This window comes from Nonomuraea spiralis (assembly GCF_014648435.1).
Lineage (GTDB): Bacteria > Actinomycetota > Actinomycetes > Streptosporangiales > Streptosporangiaceae > Nonomuraea > Nonomuraea spiralis.
On sequence record NZ_BMRC01000038.1, the window covers coordinates 61576 to 76035 of the forward strand.

Below are 14460 nucleotides of genomic sequence, written 5' to 3' on the forward strand. Positions count from 1 at the left end.
AACCGGCTCGAACGCCATCGTGGCACCGCCACCCGGTACGACAGACCCGCAGGCTCAGGCGGCGGGGACGCTGGCGACGAGCCCGCCGTCCACGACCAGGTCCTGCCCGGTGATGTAGGCGGCCTCGTCAGAGGCCAGGAACGCCACCGCCGCCGCGACGTTGTCGGCGTGACCGATGGCGCCGAGCGGTACCTGGGCCGAGTTGTGCGCCGCGCTCTCCGGGTCGGGGTTGGCGTCGCGGTACATCTCGGTGTCGATGTAACCCGGGCTGACCGAGTTGACCCTGATGCCGCGCGGCGCGAGGTCGGCGCCCAGTGTCCGGGCGAGGTTGTGGACGGCTGCCTTGCTGGCGGAGTACACGGAGGCGACGGACAGCCCGCGATACAGCGTCCAGGACGCGTTGATGACGATCGCGCTGCCGTCCCGCATCAGCGGCAGCGCCTTCTGGACGGTGAAGAAGACGCCCTTGAAGTTGACGCCGACGGTGTGGTCGAACTCCGCCTCGGTGATCTCGGCGCTCGGCTTGAACACGCCCACGCCGGCGTTCGCGAAGACCGCGTCCAGGCCGCCGCGCCAGGTTTCGATCCGCCGCATCAGAAGGTCGAGGTCCGCCGGGGAGGCGACGTCGGCTCGAACCGCGAGCACCCGGCCCGAGCCGGACTCCGGCAGGGCGTCCGTCAAGCGGGCGGCCGCGGTGTCGAGACGGACCTGGTCGCGTCCGCTGATGACGACGTACGCGCCTTCGTCCAGGAGCCGCTGCGCCGTGGCGAAGCCCATGCCACTGGCACCGCCGGTGATCAAAACTGTCTTGTTCAGGAATCGGTTCATGCGGCAATCCTCAAGCGGATCGTCCGTTTCCTACAGTTCCGGCCGAACCTAGGTCTGGCACCACCACCTTCAGGCGCTCGCCATCAGCTCGGACAGCCGCGCCCCGGTGGCGGTGCCCGGCTGCGGCGTGTGCAGCATCAGCCGGTGTCCTGGCCGGTCGGGCAACGACAGTGACCGGTACTCGAAGACCAGCTCACCGGTCTCCGGTGTGTGGACGACCTTGACGCCCTCGGTCGCTTCGCCGATCGGATGCTCGGCCCAGATCTCGGCGAAGGAAGGACTCGCGGCGCACATGTCGGCGGCCAGCCTGCCGAATTCCGGGTCGTCCGGGTAGCGGGCCGCGTCGGCGCGGAACTGGCCGACGATCGCCCGGGCCGCGTCCTCCCAGTGGGACAGCGAGGAGCGGAAGCGGGCGTTGGTGAAGAAGCTCACCAGGCAGTTGTGGTCGCGGTCCGAGTAGCCGAACACCAGGTGCGCGGCGCGGTTGACGGCGACCAGGTTCCAGTGCCGGTCGAGGATGTAGGCCGGGGACGGGAGCCAGCCGTCGATCAGCCGCCGCAACTCCGCCGAGACCGGCCGGTCCGACGGCTCGGCCTGGGGCGGGTTGAGCCCGGCGAGCAGGTACAGATGATCGCGCTCCGCCGTGTCGAAACGCAGCACCCGCGCGACGGCGTCCAAGACCCCGGCCGAGACGTGGATCTCCCGCCCCTGCTCCAGCCAGGTGTACCAGGACACCCCTACCCCCGCTAGCACCGCCACCTCCTCGCGCCGCAGCCCCTTGGCGCGACGGCCGGAGCCGGCGGGCATGCCGACGTCGTACGGAGTCAGCCTGGCCCTGCGCGACCTCAGGAACTCGCGGATCTCGGCACTGCGCCGTTGCCGGGCCTCTACCGGAAGTCGGGAAATATCCACTCGCCCATCGTAGGAGCCTCTGACCGGCCCCTTCGTCCTGCCGACGCTCTGACGGCGGAGTCGCCGGATGTGGCATCCGTGTCCGGCCACGACACGCCGTTGATCAACACTTCGCGGCAGACCTCAGTAGCCCGCGCCCGTCAGCAGGCCCCCGTCCACGGTGAACTCGCTGCCGGTGCAGTAGCTGGCCCGGTCCGAGGCCAGGAACGCCACCACGTGCGAGACCTCCACCGGCTTGGCGAACCGTTTGATCACCATCGACTTCACGAACGCCTCCACGTCCACCTCGGCCATCAGGTCCGGGTTCACCGCCATCGCCGTGTTGATCGCCCCGGGATGCACCGAGTTCACCCGGATCTTGAACCGGGCCAGCTCCCGCGCGGCCGACTTCGTCAGCCCCCGGACGGCGAACTTCGACGCCGCGTACGCCGACAACCCCTCCGCCCCGACGAAGCCCTCGATCGAGGAGATGTTCACGATCGCGCCGCGCCCGGCCGCCTTCATGGGGTCGATCACCGACTTGACCCCGAGCCAGGTGCCCTTGAGGTTCACGTCGATCACCCGGTCGAAGTCCTCGGGTTCCATGTCCTGGATGCGGCCGTAGGTGAGGATGCCGGCGTTGTTCACCAGGACGTCGAGCCGTCCGTGCAGTTCCGTGGCCGTGTCCACGGCCCGCCGCCACTCGGCGGGGCTGCGTACGTCGTGGCGCACGTACGCGGCGCCGGTCTCGGCCGCCAGCGCCTTGCCCTCCTCCTCCAGCACGTCGCCGAAGACCACCCGCGCGCCCTCTTCGAGGAACAGCCGCACGTGCGACTCTCCCATGCCTCTGGCCCCGCCCGTGATCAGCGCGACCTTGCCGTCAAGCAGTCCCACGTCGACCTCCTGCCGCGACGGCCACCGCGGCCGCCTCCATGGTGCGGTAGACGGGGATGCCCGCCGCCGCCGCGATCCGCCTTACCTCGTCCTCGACGCCCGGGGGCGCGCACTCGCCGTTCCTGGTGACCAGTGTGATCCTGACGCGCGGCAGCGCCTCCTGCGCGCCGGCCAGAGCCCGCGCGTAGGCGTACAGGGGCTCGGCCGCGTCGCCGTAGGTGAAGAAGCTCTGGACGTTCACATGGGCGACCACGTCCCCGTACGGCCGCCGCCGGACGACCGCCTCGATCACCTCCGGCACCAGCCCGGGACGCCCGCGCGGCCCCACCGGCACCTCCAGCGGGTTCCCGGGGACGGCGGCGCCGAGCCCGTCGAGCACGCCCTCCGGCAGCGGGTCGAGCCGCACCCCCGCCCGGTCGAACGCGTCGGCCGCCAGCACGCCCGCGCCCCCGCTCGGCCCGATCACCAGCACCCCGTCGCCGTCCGTCACCCGCGAGCCGTGCGCCTGGAAGAAGGCCAGCACGCCGATCAGGTCGTCCTGCGAGGACACCAGCGCCGTCCCCGTCTGGGCCGCGACCGCCTCCCACACCCGCAGGTCGCCGACCAGACCGCCGGTGTGCGAGAGCGCCGCCCGCCGCCCCTGCGAGCTGCGCCCGCCGACCAGCAGCGCCACCGGGAGCCCGGCCGCGCCCAGCGCCTCGTACAGCTCCCGGCCGCCGCGCGGGTCCTCCAGGTAGAGCCCGACGGCCCGGGTCTCGGTGTCGCGGGCCAGCCAGGACAGCAGTTCGGCGGGGGTCACGTCAGCCGAGTTCCCCACGGTGACGACCCGGCTGAACGCGAGGCCGCGCCGCTCCCCGACCTTGATCACCTCGCCCGCGAGCCCGCCGCTCTGGGAGATCAGCGCGACCGAGCCCGCCGGCCCGACCCCGCCGCCGACGAACGTCTGCCGCCCGCGCGGGCAGTACACGCCCATGCAGTTGGGCCCGACCAGCCGCGTGCCCGCCGCGCGCGCGGCCTCGGCCAGCCCGCGTTCCAGGTCCGTACGCCCCGCCTCGCCGAACCCGCCGCTCATCACCTGCACGTACGGGATGCCCGACGCCTGCCGGACCACCTCCGCGCACCGGTCGGCGGGCACCGCCACCAGCGCGTAGTCCACCTCGGCGGCGGCCAGCGACGGTACGGCGGGCACCCCCGCCACCTCGGCCGCCGTCGGGTGCACGGCCACGAGCGGGACGCCGGCGGCCCGGTAGAAGTCGAGGAACATGTTCCCGAAGTTCGGCCTGGTGGCGGAGGCGCCGACGACGGCCACCGCGCGGGGCTCGAAGAGCGGCAGGAAGTCCGCCGGCTCGCGGGGGACGGACGGGCGCGGCGTGGCCGGGCCCGGCAGGTGGCGGGCGTCCACGGCGGTCACGCCCGAAGGGGTGGCGATGACCGGGTTCAGCTCGAACTCGCCCAGTTCCAGCCGTTCCCACAGCCCGCCGGGGCCGCCGACCGTCATGAGCAGCTTGACCACGGCGTCCAGGTCCACGGGCGGCCGGCCGCGGTGGCCGTGCAGGAGGGCCGAGCCGCGCAGCGAGTCCAGCATGAGCCGCGCGTCCCGTTCGGAGATCGGGCAGAGCCGCAGCGCCGTGTCGCGCATCGCCTCCGTCCAGATGCCGCCCAGCCCGGCCAGCAGCACCGGGCCGAACCCCGGATCGCCGACCAGCCCCACGATCAGCTCCACGCCCGCGGGCGCCTGCTCCTCGACGAGGAACCCCTCGACGAGAAACCCGTCGAGCCGGGCCCGCATCTCCGCGGCCGCCGCCGCCAGCTCGTCCGCCCGCAGCCCGAGCCGTACGGCCCCGGCGTCCGATTTGTGCACCAGCCCCGGACCGAACGCCTTCAACACCAACGGCTCGGCCAGCCCCCGCGCCACCGCGAAGTCCGATTCGCGCACCACCACCCCGCGTGGCACCGGCACGCCGGCCGCCGCGACCATCGCCTTGACCTCGTGCTCGCGGAGGGCGGCACGAACCTCGCCGCCGCTCACCCGAGCAGGTGCCCGTGCTGCTCGCGGATCTGCCGGCGCAGCAGCTTGCCCGGCCCGCCGGAGGCGTCCTGGGAGTGCGGCAGCTCGCCGGTCACCACGATGTGGTCGGGGCGCTGGTGCGCGGGCAGCGTGTCGGCCAGGGCGAGCGACAGCTTGGCGGCCTCCAGCGAATGCCCGGCCCGCGGTACGACCGCCAGCAGCACCCGCTGCTCGTCCGCCCCCTCGGGGACGCCCACCGCGCCGGCCTCGGCCACGCCGTCCAGGGCGGAGACGGCCTCCTCGATCGTGGCGGGTTGCGTCCAGCGGCCGTGTTTGAGAATGGCGTCCTCGCGGCGGCCGAGGACACGCAGCACGCCGTCGGCCGACAACGTCCCGAGGTCGCCGCCCACGTACCAGTCGCCGCGCAGGACACCCGAGTCGTCCGTCCCGTCGTAGCCCGCCATGCGGTGGGGCCCGGCCAGGTTGATCTCGCCGACCGCGCCGACCACGGGGGCGCCGGACGGGTCGGTGATCCGTACGGCGTTGCCCGTACGGGCCCGGCCGGAGGAGCCGAGCGGCGTCGAGCCGTCGTCCACCCGGCCCATGCACGTGTACGGCGCCTCGGTCTGCCCGTAGTACGAGTACACCCCGGCCCCGGGCAGCCTGCCCTTGATCCGTTCCAGCATCGTCGCGGTCAGCGGCTCGCCGCCCAGCATGATCACCTGGATCGACGACAGGTCCACGCCCTCGTGTTCGGACGACCCCAGCAGCGCCGCGTAGAACGACGGGATCTGCGACACGTGCGTGACCCGTTCGCGCGGCACCACGCGCAGGAAGTTCGCCGGCCCCCAGTCCTGCTCCAGCACCAGGCGCATGCCCGCGTACAGGGCGGGGCCGACGATGGCCGGGAAGCCGATGCCCCAGATGATCGCGCCGGTGCCGAACACCGAGCCGGGGCCGCGCGGCACGTCCAGCCAGATCTGGGCCGTCGCCAGGGAGGAGGCGTGAGTGTGCACGACGGCCTTGGGCAGGCCGGTCGTGCCCGAGGTGTAGTAGAGGGCCAGCGGGTCGTCGTGGAAGCCGGCCAGCGGGGGTTCCTCGTCCGGGCCGTCGGCCAGCTCCCCGGCGTCGATCCAGGTGGTGACGTCCGGGAGCGAGTCCCTGATCCGGCCGACGACGTCGGCGACCGTGGAGTCGTACACGAAGGCCGTGCATCCGGAGGCGGCCACCACCGCCCGCAGCGTCTCGACCGGCCAGTACGGGTTCAGCGCCGCCGTCACCGCCCCGATCTTGGCCTGCGCGAGGTAGACCTCGGCGACCCGCAGCGTCTCGTTGAGCAGCGCCGCCACCCGCTGCCCCGGGGTGATCCCGGCCGCGAGCAGGGCGTTCGCGCGGCGGTTGACGACCCGGTTCAGCTCGTCGTAGGTGAAACCGCGCTCGCCGCAGTACGTCAGCGCCACCCGGTCGGGCGTGCGCAGCGCTCCCGCGGTCAGGATCGCGTGGCCGTAGTTGCCGTAGGGTGATCGCGCCATGGGGGTGCCTCCAGGTCAGAGGGGCGAGTAGAGCACGAACGTGTTTCCTGAGGGGTCGCGCAACACGGCCCGCCTCTCGTGCGGCCCGTCCTCGGGCGCGCGCACCACCTCGGCCCCCCGCGCCGCCATCTCCCGCACCGCCGCCGCCACGTCGTCCACCTTGTACGACGGCGCCGCCGACGCGGTGACATGCTCCCCGGGACCGGCCAGCGCCACGGTGACGCCGCCGCCGTCCAGCGCGGCGAACCTGTCGCCGTCCCTGAACTTCACCGGCAGCCCGTAGAAGGCGATCGCCTCGTCCAGGTCGGCGACGGGGATGAGCACGTTGCCGAGCTTCACACGGGCCTCCAATGCGGTAGATCGTCCACGAACGTCACCCGCACCGGCATCCCGACGCGGACCTCCTCCGGCGCGCACCCCACCACGTGCCCGAACGCGCGCACACCCTCGTCCAGGTCCACCCACGCCGGCACGTACGGCTCCCGCCCCCGGTAGCCGGGCGCGAACGACCGGTGCACGACGGTGAACGTGTGCACCGTGCCCGTGCCCGCGGCGGGCTCGACGGCGTGCTCGCCGCCGCCGCACGACGGGCACGACGGCTCGGGCAGCCAGGCGCGGCGGCCGCAGGACACACAGCGCCGGATCACCAGCTCGCCGCGCGGCCCGGGGGCGCCGGTGGGGGAGGTGTCACCGCTCATCGCTGCCAAGCTAGCGCACGCTTGGTTACCGGACAAGGTCCCCGTCCCCGCTAGTAGCCCTCGACCAGGCCGCCGTGCTCCGCCGTGGGCTCGTCCGTGGCATCCGGAAGGGCGCCCTCGCCGGAGTAGCCAGGTGCGGGGGGCGTCGCGTCCGAGGTGGGACGCGCGACGGGCGCGCCGGTCGCCGTGGGCGTCGCCCCCGAGGCGGTGGCCGAGGGGGTGGCCGAGGGGGCCTGGGACGGCGTGGGCGTGGCCGACGGCGAGGGGCACGCGGGCCCGTCCACCGCGACCTCGCTGACCTGCGGCCCGTTGACCGCCGCCGGCTCGGTCATGACGACGATCCCGAGGTAGGCCCGCGTCCCGCAGCCCACGCTCCCGGGGTCTTGCCGCACGCCGCTGGTGTAGGCGGTGCTGCCGCGCAGGGTGCGGGTCTCCCGCCGTACGGTGCTGACCGGGCCGCCGTCGAGCCGCCGGGTGTAGGCGATGCTCAGCCGCACCGGCCCCGTGCCGTCCGCGGACACCCTGATCGCGCCCGCCGAACCGCTCCACCGGGCGATGCTGGCCTCCCGCACCGAGGGCGGCGGCACCGCGCTCCCGCTCTGCGCCCACGTCGGCACCGGCGCCCCGGTGGACACCGGCGGCACGGGCGGCGCGCTGGTGGACACGGGCGGTGTGGTCGGGCGCGCGCTGCCGCGGGCGGAGACGGGCACGCTCCTCCTGGGGGTCGGCGTGTGCGCGTCGACCGGCGCGGGGTTCAGCTCGCCCGACGGCTTCGGCTGCGGCATCAGGATCGTGCCCGCCCCCGGCGACCACCGCCCGCCGGAGAGCACGAGGGCGATCGCCACCGCGACCACCGTCGCGCCCGCCACCCACAGGTGCGGCGGCAGCGCGGGCAGCCTGACCGCCCGCCCGCGGCTCCCGGCCGAGGCCCGCCTCCCCTGCTCGGTCCTGGCCGCCAGCGGGAAGCGCAGCGCGAGCAGCGTGGCCAGCTCGGCGAGCCGGCGGCGGCCCCGCTGCTCCCAGTCCGGTCCGTACGCGGCGACCGCGTCCTCCTCCAGCTCGGCCGCGAACTGCCGGGCCGAGGCGTACCTGAGCGCCGGGTCCTTGGCCAGCCCGCGCCTGAGCAGGTCGCGCAGGGCGTCCGGGACCACCTCCAGCGGCACCGGCTCCATCAGGTGCAGGTCACGCAGCGCCAGGACGTCCTGCTCGCCGTCCGTGCCCTCCTTGTACGCCCGGTACGGCGGCCGCCCCCTGACCGCCTCGAACAACACGCAGGCCGCCGCGTACAGGTCGGCCGGCGGCCCCGCCCGTCCCTGCGTCCACAACTCGGGCGACATGTACGCCGGGCTCCCCGCGGGCACCCCCGGCTCCTCGGCGTGCACGACCACGCCGAAGTCGGCCAGCTTGCCGGTGCCGTCCGCCTGGACCAGGACGTTCTCCGGCTTGACGTCCCGGTGCGGCACGCCCTTCTCGTGCGCGGCGGCCAGGGCGGCCAGGATGCCCTTGAGCAGTACGAGGGCCGCCTCCGGCGAGGTCCGGCCGTGCTCGGCCAGCAGCGTGCGCAGCGACACGCCGTCCACGAGCTCCATGACGAGGGCGGCCCTGGCCGGGGTCTCGACGTACTCGTAGAGGCGGACGACGCCGGGGTCGTCGAGCTCGACGAGGCGGTGGGTGTCGGCCCTGAAGCGCTCCATGAACTCGGCGTCCCTGCGCAGGGTGGCGTTCAGGTACTTGATCGCCACGTAGGCGCCGGTGGACTGGTAGGTGGCGAGGAACACGCGGCCGGTACGGCCCGCGCCGAGCTGGCGAACTTCACGGTAACCAGGGACCAAGTCCAACCCCCATCAGGCATGCCGTCGTGCATTCGACGGTCTCACCCGGGGTGTGGGTTGTCACGTCTGGAGAAATTTCGCCTCATGTGGTGATGGGTGGGGCTGTGGGGGGCGGTGTTATGCTGGGCTTGCCCAAGCAAGCGCTCGGCTAAGTAATGGAGGGTGCGGGTGGAGCGGCCGGCCGTACTGGTGATGGAGATGCAGCGAGGGGTCGTCGGCGATCTCACGAAATTTCCAGAATTGGTGGCGGCCTGCACCCGCCACGACGTCGTCCCCAACGCCGCCCGCGTCCTGAACGCGGCCAGGGCGGCCGGGCTCCCCGTGATCCACTGCACCGCCGCCTTCCGGCCCGACCGGGCGGGCTCCCACACCGGCAACTGCCCGTTCATCGTCTCCCTGCTCAAGGACCCCGAGCACATGCTGGAGGGCACCCCCGCCGTGGAGGTGCTGCCCGAGCTGCGCGAGGACGGCGACCTGGAGAGCCGGCGGCACCACGGGTTCTCGCCGTTCACCGGCACCTCGCTCGACATGACGCTGCGCTCCCTCGGGGTCACGTCCGTGGTCGCGATGGGGGTCTCGCTCAACGTGGGCATCCCGGGGCTGGCGCTGGAGGCGGTCAACCTGGGCTACCGGGTCACGGTGGTGAAGGACGCCGTGGCCGGCATCCCGGAGGACTACGCGAAGGCCGTCCTGCGCAACACGATCGGCCTGCTCGCCACCCGCGTCGCCGCGGCCGACCTCGCCGGGACGTGGACATGATGGACGGCCTGCGCCTCGACGGCCGCGCCGCCGTCGTGACCGGGGGAGCCGGCGCCATCGGCACGGCGATCGCCGCCGACCTGGCCGCGCTCGGCGCCCGCGTGACCGTCGCCGACGTGGACCTGCCGAACGCCCGCCGTACGGCCGCCGCCCTGCCCGGCGCGCGGGCGCTGCCCGTGGACCTGGCCTCGCCCGCCTCCGTCGAGGCGTTCTGCGCCGAGGCGGGGCCCGTGGACGTGCTCGTGCACAACGCCGGGGTGTCGGTCGTGGGGCCGTTCACGGCGAGCGACCCGGCCGACTGGGACCTCATGTGGCAGGTCAATCTGCGCGGGCCGATGCTCATGACCAAGCTGCTCCTGCCCGGGATGACGGCCAGGGGGTGGGGGCGGCTGGTGTTCGTCTCCTCCGACGGGGCCAGGGCCGGGTCGGGCGGCGAGGGGGCGTACGCGGCCACCAAGGCGGCCCTGTTCGGCCTGGCCAAGACGCTGGCCCGCGAGGCCGCCAAGGGCGGGGTGACCTCGAACGTGGTCTGCCCGGGGCCGACCGACACGCCCATGCTGCGCCGGGTGTCCGAGGCCGAGCCGGGACTCGTGGACAAGATCGCCCGGGGCATCCCGCTGCGCCGCCTCGGCACGCCCGCCGACGTGGCGGGGCTGATCGCGTACCTGTGCACCGACCGGGCCGCCTACATCACCGGGCAGACGCTGTCGGTGAGCGGCGGCGTGACCATGCAGTGACGCGCGGGTCACAGGGAGCGGTGGACCGCCTCGACGAGGCGCAGGCCGCGCAGGTTGCCGGTGAGGCTGTCGGCCATCCTGTTCATCACGTACCCGAAGGCCAGCCGGCGGTCGGGGTCGCCCATGCCGAGCGAGCCGCCCATGCCCGAGTGGCCGAACGCGGTCTTCGACGGCATCGGGAAGGTGAACGAGGGACGCATGTAGCCGAGACCGAACGTGGTGTCCATGAACAACACGCGGTCGGGGCCGCTGACGCGGGGGCGCAGGGCGTCCTGGAGGGTCGCGGAGGCCAGGACGTCGCCGCCGACCAGCGCGCGGTAGAACCCGGCCAGTCCCTTGGCGGTGGTGACGACCCCGGCGGCGGGCCAGCCGGCGCGCAGGATCACCGGGTTGTTCGCGCCGCCTTCCAGCAGGCGGATGGCGGGGTTGCCGAGCGCCCGGTTCATCAGGCTGCCGGGGTCGAGCACCGCCCTGCTCATCTCGGCCAACAGGTCCCGCCCCCCGCCCGCCGGGCTGTCCGCGTTCCCGGGAGCCGGGGTCTCGGGGGCCGCGTTCTGGGGGGCCGGGCGGGAGGGGGCCTTGAGGCGGGCGGCGCGGGCGATCACGTCGTCGGGGGCCCCGACCCAGAGGTCCAGCCCCAGAGGCCCGGCGATCTCCGCGGCCACCAGCTCGCCCACCGATTTGCCCGTGACCCGCCGCACCACCTCCCCGACCAGGAAGCCGTACGTCAGCGCGTGGTACCCGTGCGCCGTCCCCGGCTCCCACAGAGGCGTCTGACCGGCGAGCCGGGCGGCGATGGCCGGCTGGTCCTCGAACTCCGTCACGGGCACCGGCGTCTCGATCACCGGCAGCCCGCAGGAGTGCGTCAGCACGTGCTCGACCGTGACCCTCTGCTTGCCCCCGGCGGTGAACTCCGGCCACACGTCCGCGACCGGCGCCGCCACGTCCACCAGCCCGCGCTCGGCCAGCCGCAGCAGCACGGTGGCCGCGACGGCCTTCGTGCACGAGTACGCGAAGGCCGGGGTGTCCGCCTCCCAGGGGCGGCCCGTGTGCCGGTCGGCGACGCCGTCCCACAGGTCCACGACCAGCTCGCCGTCCTGGTAGACGGCGACGGCCGCGCCCAGCTCCTCGCCCTCGGCGAAGTTCCGTTCGAACGCCTCGCGCACGCGGGAGAACCGGGGATCGCAGTACATCAGACCTCCGCAGGAAAGGAAGCGCTTACTTGGTGCACGAGCCTAACAACTGGGGACGATTCGGCCCAGACGATCAGCGCGGAACCCTCAACCTGCTCACCCCCGCCCTGGTCCTGGAGGCCCTGCGCAGCGCCGTCACCGGCGAGGTGCTGAGCCTGGCCATGCCGATCAGGGGCGCCACCTCCTCGGCCGCCCCCACGACGGTCCCCCACCTGCGGGGCCGCCCGCTGCCGCAACATTTCATGTCCGTGGACGGCGGCGACTACGCCGCGGGCGCCCGGCCCGTCGGCGACGGCCTGCGCGTGGCAGACGACGCCCTGCTCGTCACCCACCACGGCACCACCACCCACATGGACGCGCTGTGTCACATGTGGACCGGCGACGAGCTCTACAACGGCCACCCGGCCGCCCGCGTCCGCTCCTACGGCGCGACCAGGTGCGGGATCGAGCACGTGGGCGGCGTGGTGGCCAGGGGCGTGCTGTTCGACGTGCCCCGGCACCTCGGGCTCGACCACCTGCCCGCCGACTTCCGGATCCCGGCCGGGCTCCTGCGCGAGATCGCCACGCCGCGCCCGGGGGACGTCGCGGTGATCCGTACGGGATGGCCGCTGGCGTGGGAGCGCTCGCGGGAGGAGTACTGGGCGGGCCAGCCGGGCCTGTCGGCGGAGGCGGGCGCCTGGCTGGCCGGGCTGGACGTGTCGGCGGTGGCCTCGGACAACGCGGCCATCGGCGGACTGAACGCCCACCAGCTCGCCGACGAGCCCGCGGCCGACGACCTGCACCTCATCCTGCTCCACCGGCACGGGATCCACCTGATCGAGATGCTCTGGCTCGAAGAGCTGGGCGCGGCCGGCCGTACGGAGTTCGTGTTCGTGGCCGCGCCGCTGCGCATCGAGGGCGGCACCGGCAGCCCGGTCACCCCGCTCGCCGTCCTGTGAACGGGCCGGTCACCAGGTGACGGGCAGGCTCCTGACGCCGTAGACGGCGGCGTCGTGCTTGACCGGGACCTCGGTGGCCGGCACGGCCAGCCGCAGGCCGGGGAACCGCTCGAACAGCGCCCGGTAGCCGATGCGCAACTCGATCCTGGCGAGCTGCTGGCCGAGGCACTGATGCACGCCGTGCCCGAAGGCCAGGTGGCGGCGGGCCTCCGGGCGGCCGGGCAGCAAGCGGTCGGGGTCGGCGTACACGGCCGGGTCGCGGTTGATCACGGGCAGGGACAGGGCCACGGTCTCGCCCGCCCTGACCGTCACGCCCGCCACCTCCACGTCCTCCAGGGCGGCTCTGGAGGGCGCGCCGAGATGCAGGATCGACAACCAGCGCAGCAGCTCCTCGACCGCCCCCTCCTCGTACGCGCACCCGCGCTCCAGCAGCGCGAACACGCCCAGGGCGAGCATGTTGGCCGTGGTCTCGTGCCCGGCGACGAGCAGGATCACCCCGAGGTTGGCCAGCTCCTCGTCCGACAGCTCGCCGGTCAGGCCGCTGAGCAGGTCGTCGTCCGGCTTCGCGCGTTTGCCTCGGACCAGGTCCCGGAGGTAGGCGATCAGCTCGGCCAGCGCCCCCGCGCCCCCGTCGCCGAAGGTGACGAGCCGCGCGCTGAGCTCCTGGAACAGTCCGTGGTCGGCGTACGGGACGCCGAGCAGCTCGCAGATGACCAGCGAGGGGATCGGCAGCGCGTACGCCGTCACCAGGTCGGCCGGCGGCCCGGCGGCGGCCATGGCGTCGAGGTGGTCGGCGGCGATGCGCTCGATCCGCGCTTCGAGCAGGCGCATCCTGCGCAGCGTGAACTGCCCGGTGAGCAGGCGCCGGTAGCGGGTGTGCTCCGGCGGGTCGGTGGCGGCGAAGAAGCCCGGCGGTGCCGCCCTGCCCGGCCCGCCGGCGGGTACGGCGTGGACGGCCGCGTGCTTGAGCTCCTGCCTGGCGCTGAACCGGGGATCGCCCAGCACCGCGCGGGCGGCCTCGGCGGTGGTGGCCAGCCAGCCGAGATGGCCGTCGGCGAACTCCAGGCGGCTCATCGCCGGAAGGCCGGCCAGCCCGGCCGGAGGGTCGAAGGGGCATTCCGCGGGGCGTTCGGTGGGAAGTCGCATAATTGTGAGAGTAGACTCTCAAATAAGAGCTGTATAGCGATTCAAAGTGATCTCCGATGAGTGGACGTGCGCGGCGGCAGCCCGGAGAATGCGGTGGCATGAGCGAGCGACCGGCCCAGGGCCTGCGCGAACGGAAGAAGGCCAGGACCAGGGCGCTGATCCAGAAGGCGGCCCTGCGGCTGTTCCGCGAGCAGGGATACGCGCAGACGACCGTCGAGCAGGTCGCTGAGGCGGCGGAGGTCGCGCCCAGCACCGTCTTCCGCTATTTCCCGACGAAGGAGGACCTGGTGCTGGTCGACCAGTTCCCGCCCTTCCTGGAGGCGCTCAGGGCCGTGCCCGCCGGCGTCGGGCCCGTCCAGGCCGTGCGCGCGGCCATGCGGGCGGTGAACGACGCTCAGACGCGGGAGGAGATCGCCGACGGCATGGAACGGGAGATGCTCATGCTCACCGTTCCCGAGTTGTGGGCGGCCGGCCTGGAGAACGTCACCGGCGTGCTGAGGACGCTTCGGGAGGAGCTCGCCGCGCGCGAGGGCCGCAGCGTGGACGACCCCGAGATCAGGAACGTCACCGGGGCCGTCACGGGCGTGATGGTGGCCCTGTGGTTCGAGTGGACGCGGAACCCGGCCATGGACGGCCCCGCCGAGCTGGACAAGGCGCTCGCGCACCTGGAGGCCGGGCTCCCGCTTTGACGCGCTCTCCGGGCTGAAGCCCGAAGATTCTGGCCTGTGCCGCCCCTTCACGCGGCGGCACTGCCGTGGCTTCCTGCTTCGCGGGACTGTGCCATCTCGAAGGATGGTCTGACCGGCCCTCCACAGGCGTTTAGCCTGTCCGCCCGTCCGGCGGCCAGGATGTTGATCGCAGCGTTGATGTCGCGGTCGTGAACCACGCCACACACGCAGGTCCATTCGCGGACCTGCAGAGGCATCGCCTCGGTTACGGCTCCACATACTGAACACAGCTTGGAGGATGGAAACCATCGGCTGACTTTGGCGAATGTCCTGCCG

Annotated in this window: 15 protein-coding genes; 4 read left to right on the forward strand and 11 right to left on the reverse strand. The window is 73.4% G+C overall.

Annotation, left to right across the window (positions count from 1 at the left end; translation table 11 throughout):
* Window positions 1-54 precede the first annotated feature (54 nt).
* The 8 genes from IEZ27_RS47540 to IEZ27_RS47575 all read right to left on the reverse strand — a co-directional run bounded on the left by IEZ27_RS47540 (window position 55) and on the right by IEZ27_RS47575 (window position 8683).
* The gene (locus IEZ27_RS47540; RefSeq protein ID WP_189653277.1) at window positions 55-828 is read right to left on the reverse strand and encodes an SDR family NAD(P)-dependent oxidoreductase; all 774 of its coding nucleotides are present in this window, start codon (window positions 826-828) and stop codon (window positions 55-57) included.
* 69 nt (window positions 829-897) lie between these two features.
* Window positions 898-1740 carry a helix-turn-helix transcriptional regulator gene (locus tag IEZ27_RS47545; RefSeq protein WP_229824997.1) on the reverse strand — a complete coding sequence of 281 codons (843 nt, stop codon included), beginning with the start codon at window positions 1738-1740 and terminating at the stop codon, window positions 898-900.
* A 123-nt stretch (window positions 1741-1863) separates the two neighbouring features.
* The gene (locus IEZ27_RS47550; RefSeq protein ID WP_125647241.1) at window positions 1864-2613 is read right to left on the reverse strand and encodes a glucose 1-dehydrogenase; all 750 of its coding nucleotides are present in this window, start codon (window positions 2611-2613) and stop codon (window positions 1864-1866) included.
* Window positions 2600-4642: an acetate--CoA ligase family protein gene (locus IEZ27_RS47555; protein ID WP_268246128.1), complete on the reverse strand. Its 2043-nt coding sequence runs from the start codon at window positions 4640-4642 to the stop codon at window positions 2600-2602. Before IEZ27_RS47555 ends, IEZ27_RS47550 begins: the two co-directional genes overlap by 14 nt.
* Window positions 4639-6153: a class I adenylate-forming enzyme family protein gene (locus IEZ27_RS47560; protein WP_189653278.1), complete on the reverse strand. Its 1515-nt coding sequence runs from the start codon at window positions 6151-6153 to the stop codon at window positions 4639-4641. Before IEZ27_RS47560 ends, IEZ27_RS47555 begins: the two co-directional genes overlap by 4 nt.
* 15 nt (window positions 6154-6168) lie before the next feature.
* Window positions 6169-6492, reverse strand: coding sequence for a VOC family protein (locus IEZ27_RS47565; protein WP_229824998.1), 324 nt, complete (start codon window positions 6490-6492; stop codon window positions 6169-6171).
* Window positions 6489-6851: a Zn-ribbon domain-containing OB-fold protein gene (locus IEZ27_RS47570; protein WP_189653280.1), complete on the reverse strand. Its 363-nt coding sequence runs from the start codon at window positions 6849-6851 to the stop codon at window positions 6489-6491. The genes IEZ27_RS47565 and IEZ27_RS47570 overlap by 4 nt, the downstream gene beginning before the upstream one ends.
* A gap of 50 nt (window positions 6852-6901) precedes the next feature.
* Window positions 6902-8683 carry a serine/threonine-protein kinase gene (locus IEZ27_RS47575; protein ID WP_189653281.1) on the reverse strand — a complete coding sequence of 594 codons (1782 nt, stop codon included), beginning with the start codon at window positions 8681-8683 and terminating at the stop codon, window positions 6902-6904.
* A 168-nt stretch (window positions 8684-8851) separates the two neighbouring features.
* Between IEZ27_RS47575 and IEZ27_RS47580 the strand changes: the two genes are divergently transcribed.
* Window positions 8852-9442 (forward strand): isochorismatase family cysteine hydrolase, encoded by a 591-nt coding sequence (locus tag IEZ27_RS47580; protein WP_229824999.1) that lies wholly within the window; start codon window positions 8852-8854, stop codon window positions 9440-9442.
* Window positions 9442-10179 (forward strand): SDR family NAD(P)-dependent oxidoreductase, encoded by a 738-nt coding sequence (locus IEZ27_RS47585; protein WP_125647397.1) that lies wholly within the window; start codon window positions 9442-9444, stop codon window positions 10177-10179. The genes IEZ27_RS47580 and IEZ27_RS47585 overlap by 1 nt, the downstream gene beginning before the upstream one ends.
* Window positions 10180-10187: 8 nt before the next feature.
* Here the strand turns inward: IEZ27_RS47585 and IEZ27_RS47590 are convergent, their stop codons facing one another.
* Window positions 10188-11372, reverse strand: coding sequence for a serine hydrolase domain-containing protein (locus tag IEZ27_RS47590; protein ID WP_189653282.1), 1185 nt, complete (start codon window positions 11370-11372; stop codon window positions 10188-10190).
* A 29-nt stretch (window positions 11373-11401) separates the two neighbouring features.
* On the opposite strand from IEZ27_RS47590, the gene IEZ27_RS47595 reads away from it, so the two are divergent.
* Window positions 11402-12310, forward strand: a complete 909-nt coding sequence (locus IEZ27_RS47595; RefSeq protein WP_189653283.1) for a cyclase family protein — start codon at window positions 11402-11404, stop codon at window positions 12308-12310.
* Window positions 12311-12319: 9 nt separating this feature from the next.
* Here IEZ27_RS47595 and IEZ27_RS47600 read toward each other — a convergent pair whose 3' ends face one another.
* Entirely contained in the window at window positions 12320-13456 is a 1137-nt protein-coding gene (locus IEZ27_RS47600) for a cytochrome P450 (protein ID WP_189653284.1), read from the reverse strand.
* A gap of 98 nt (window positions 13457-13554) precedes the next feature.
* On the opposite strand from IEZ27_RS47600, the gene IEZ27_RS47605 reads away from it, so the two are divergent.
* The gene (locus tag IEZ27_RS47605; RefSeq protein ID WP_189653285.1) at window positions 13555-14145 is read left to right on the forward strand and encodes a TetR/AcrR family transcriptional regulator; all 591 of its coding nucleotides are present in this window, start codon (window positions 13555-13557) and stop codon (window positions 14143-14145) included.
* 47 nt (window positions 14146-14192) lie between these two features.
* On the opposite strand, the gene IEZ27_RS47610 is transcribed toward IEZ27_RS47605, so the two are convergent.
* Window positions 14193-14460 (reverse strand): zinc ribbon domain-containing protein (locus IEZ27_RS47610; protein ID WP_189653286.1); only part of this gene is annotated, 268 nt, incomplete at its 5' end.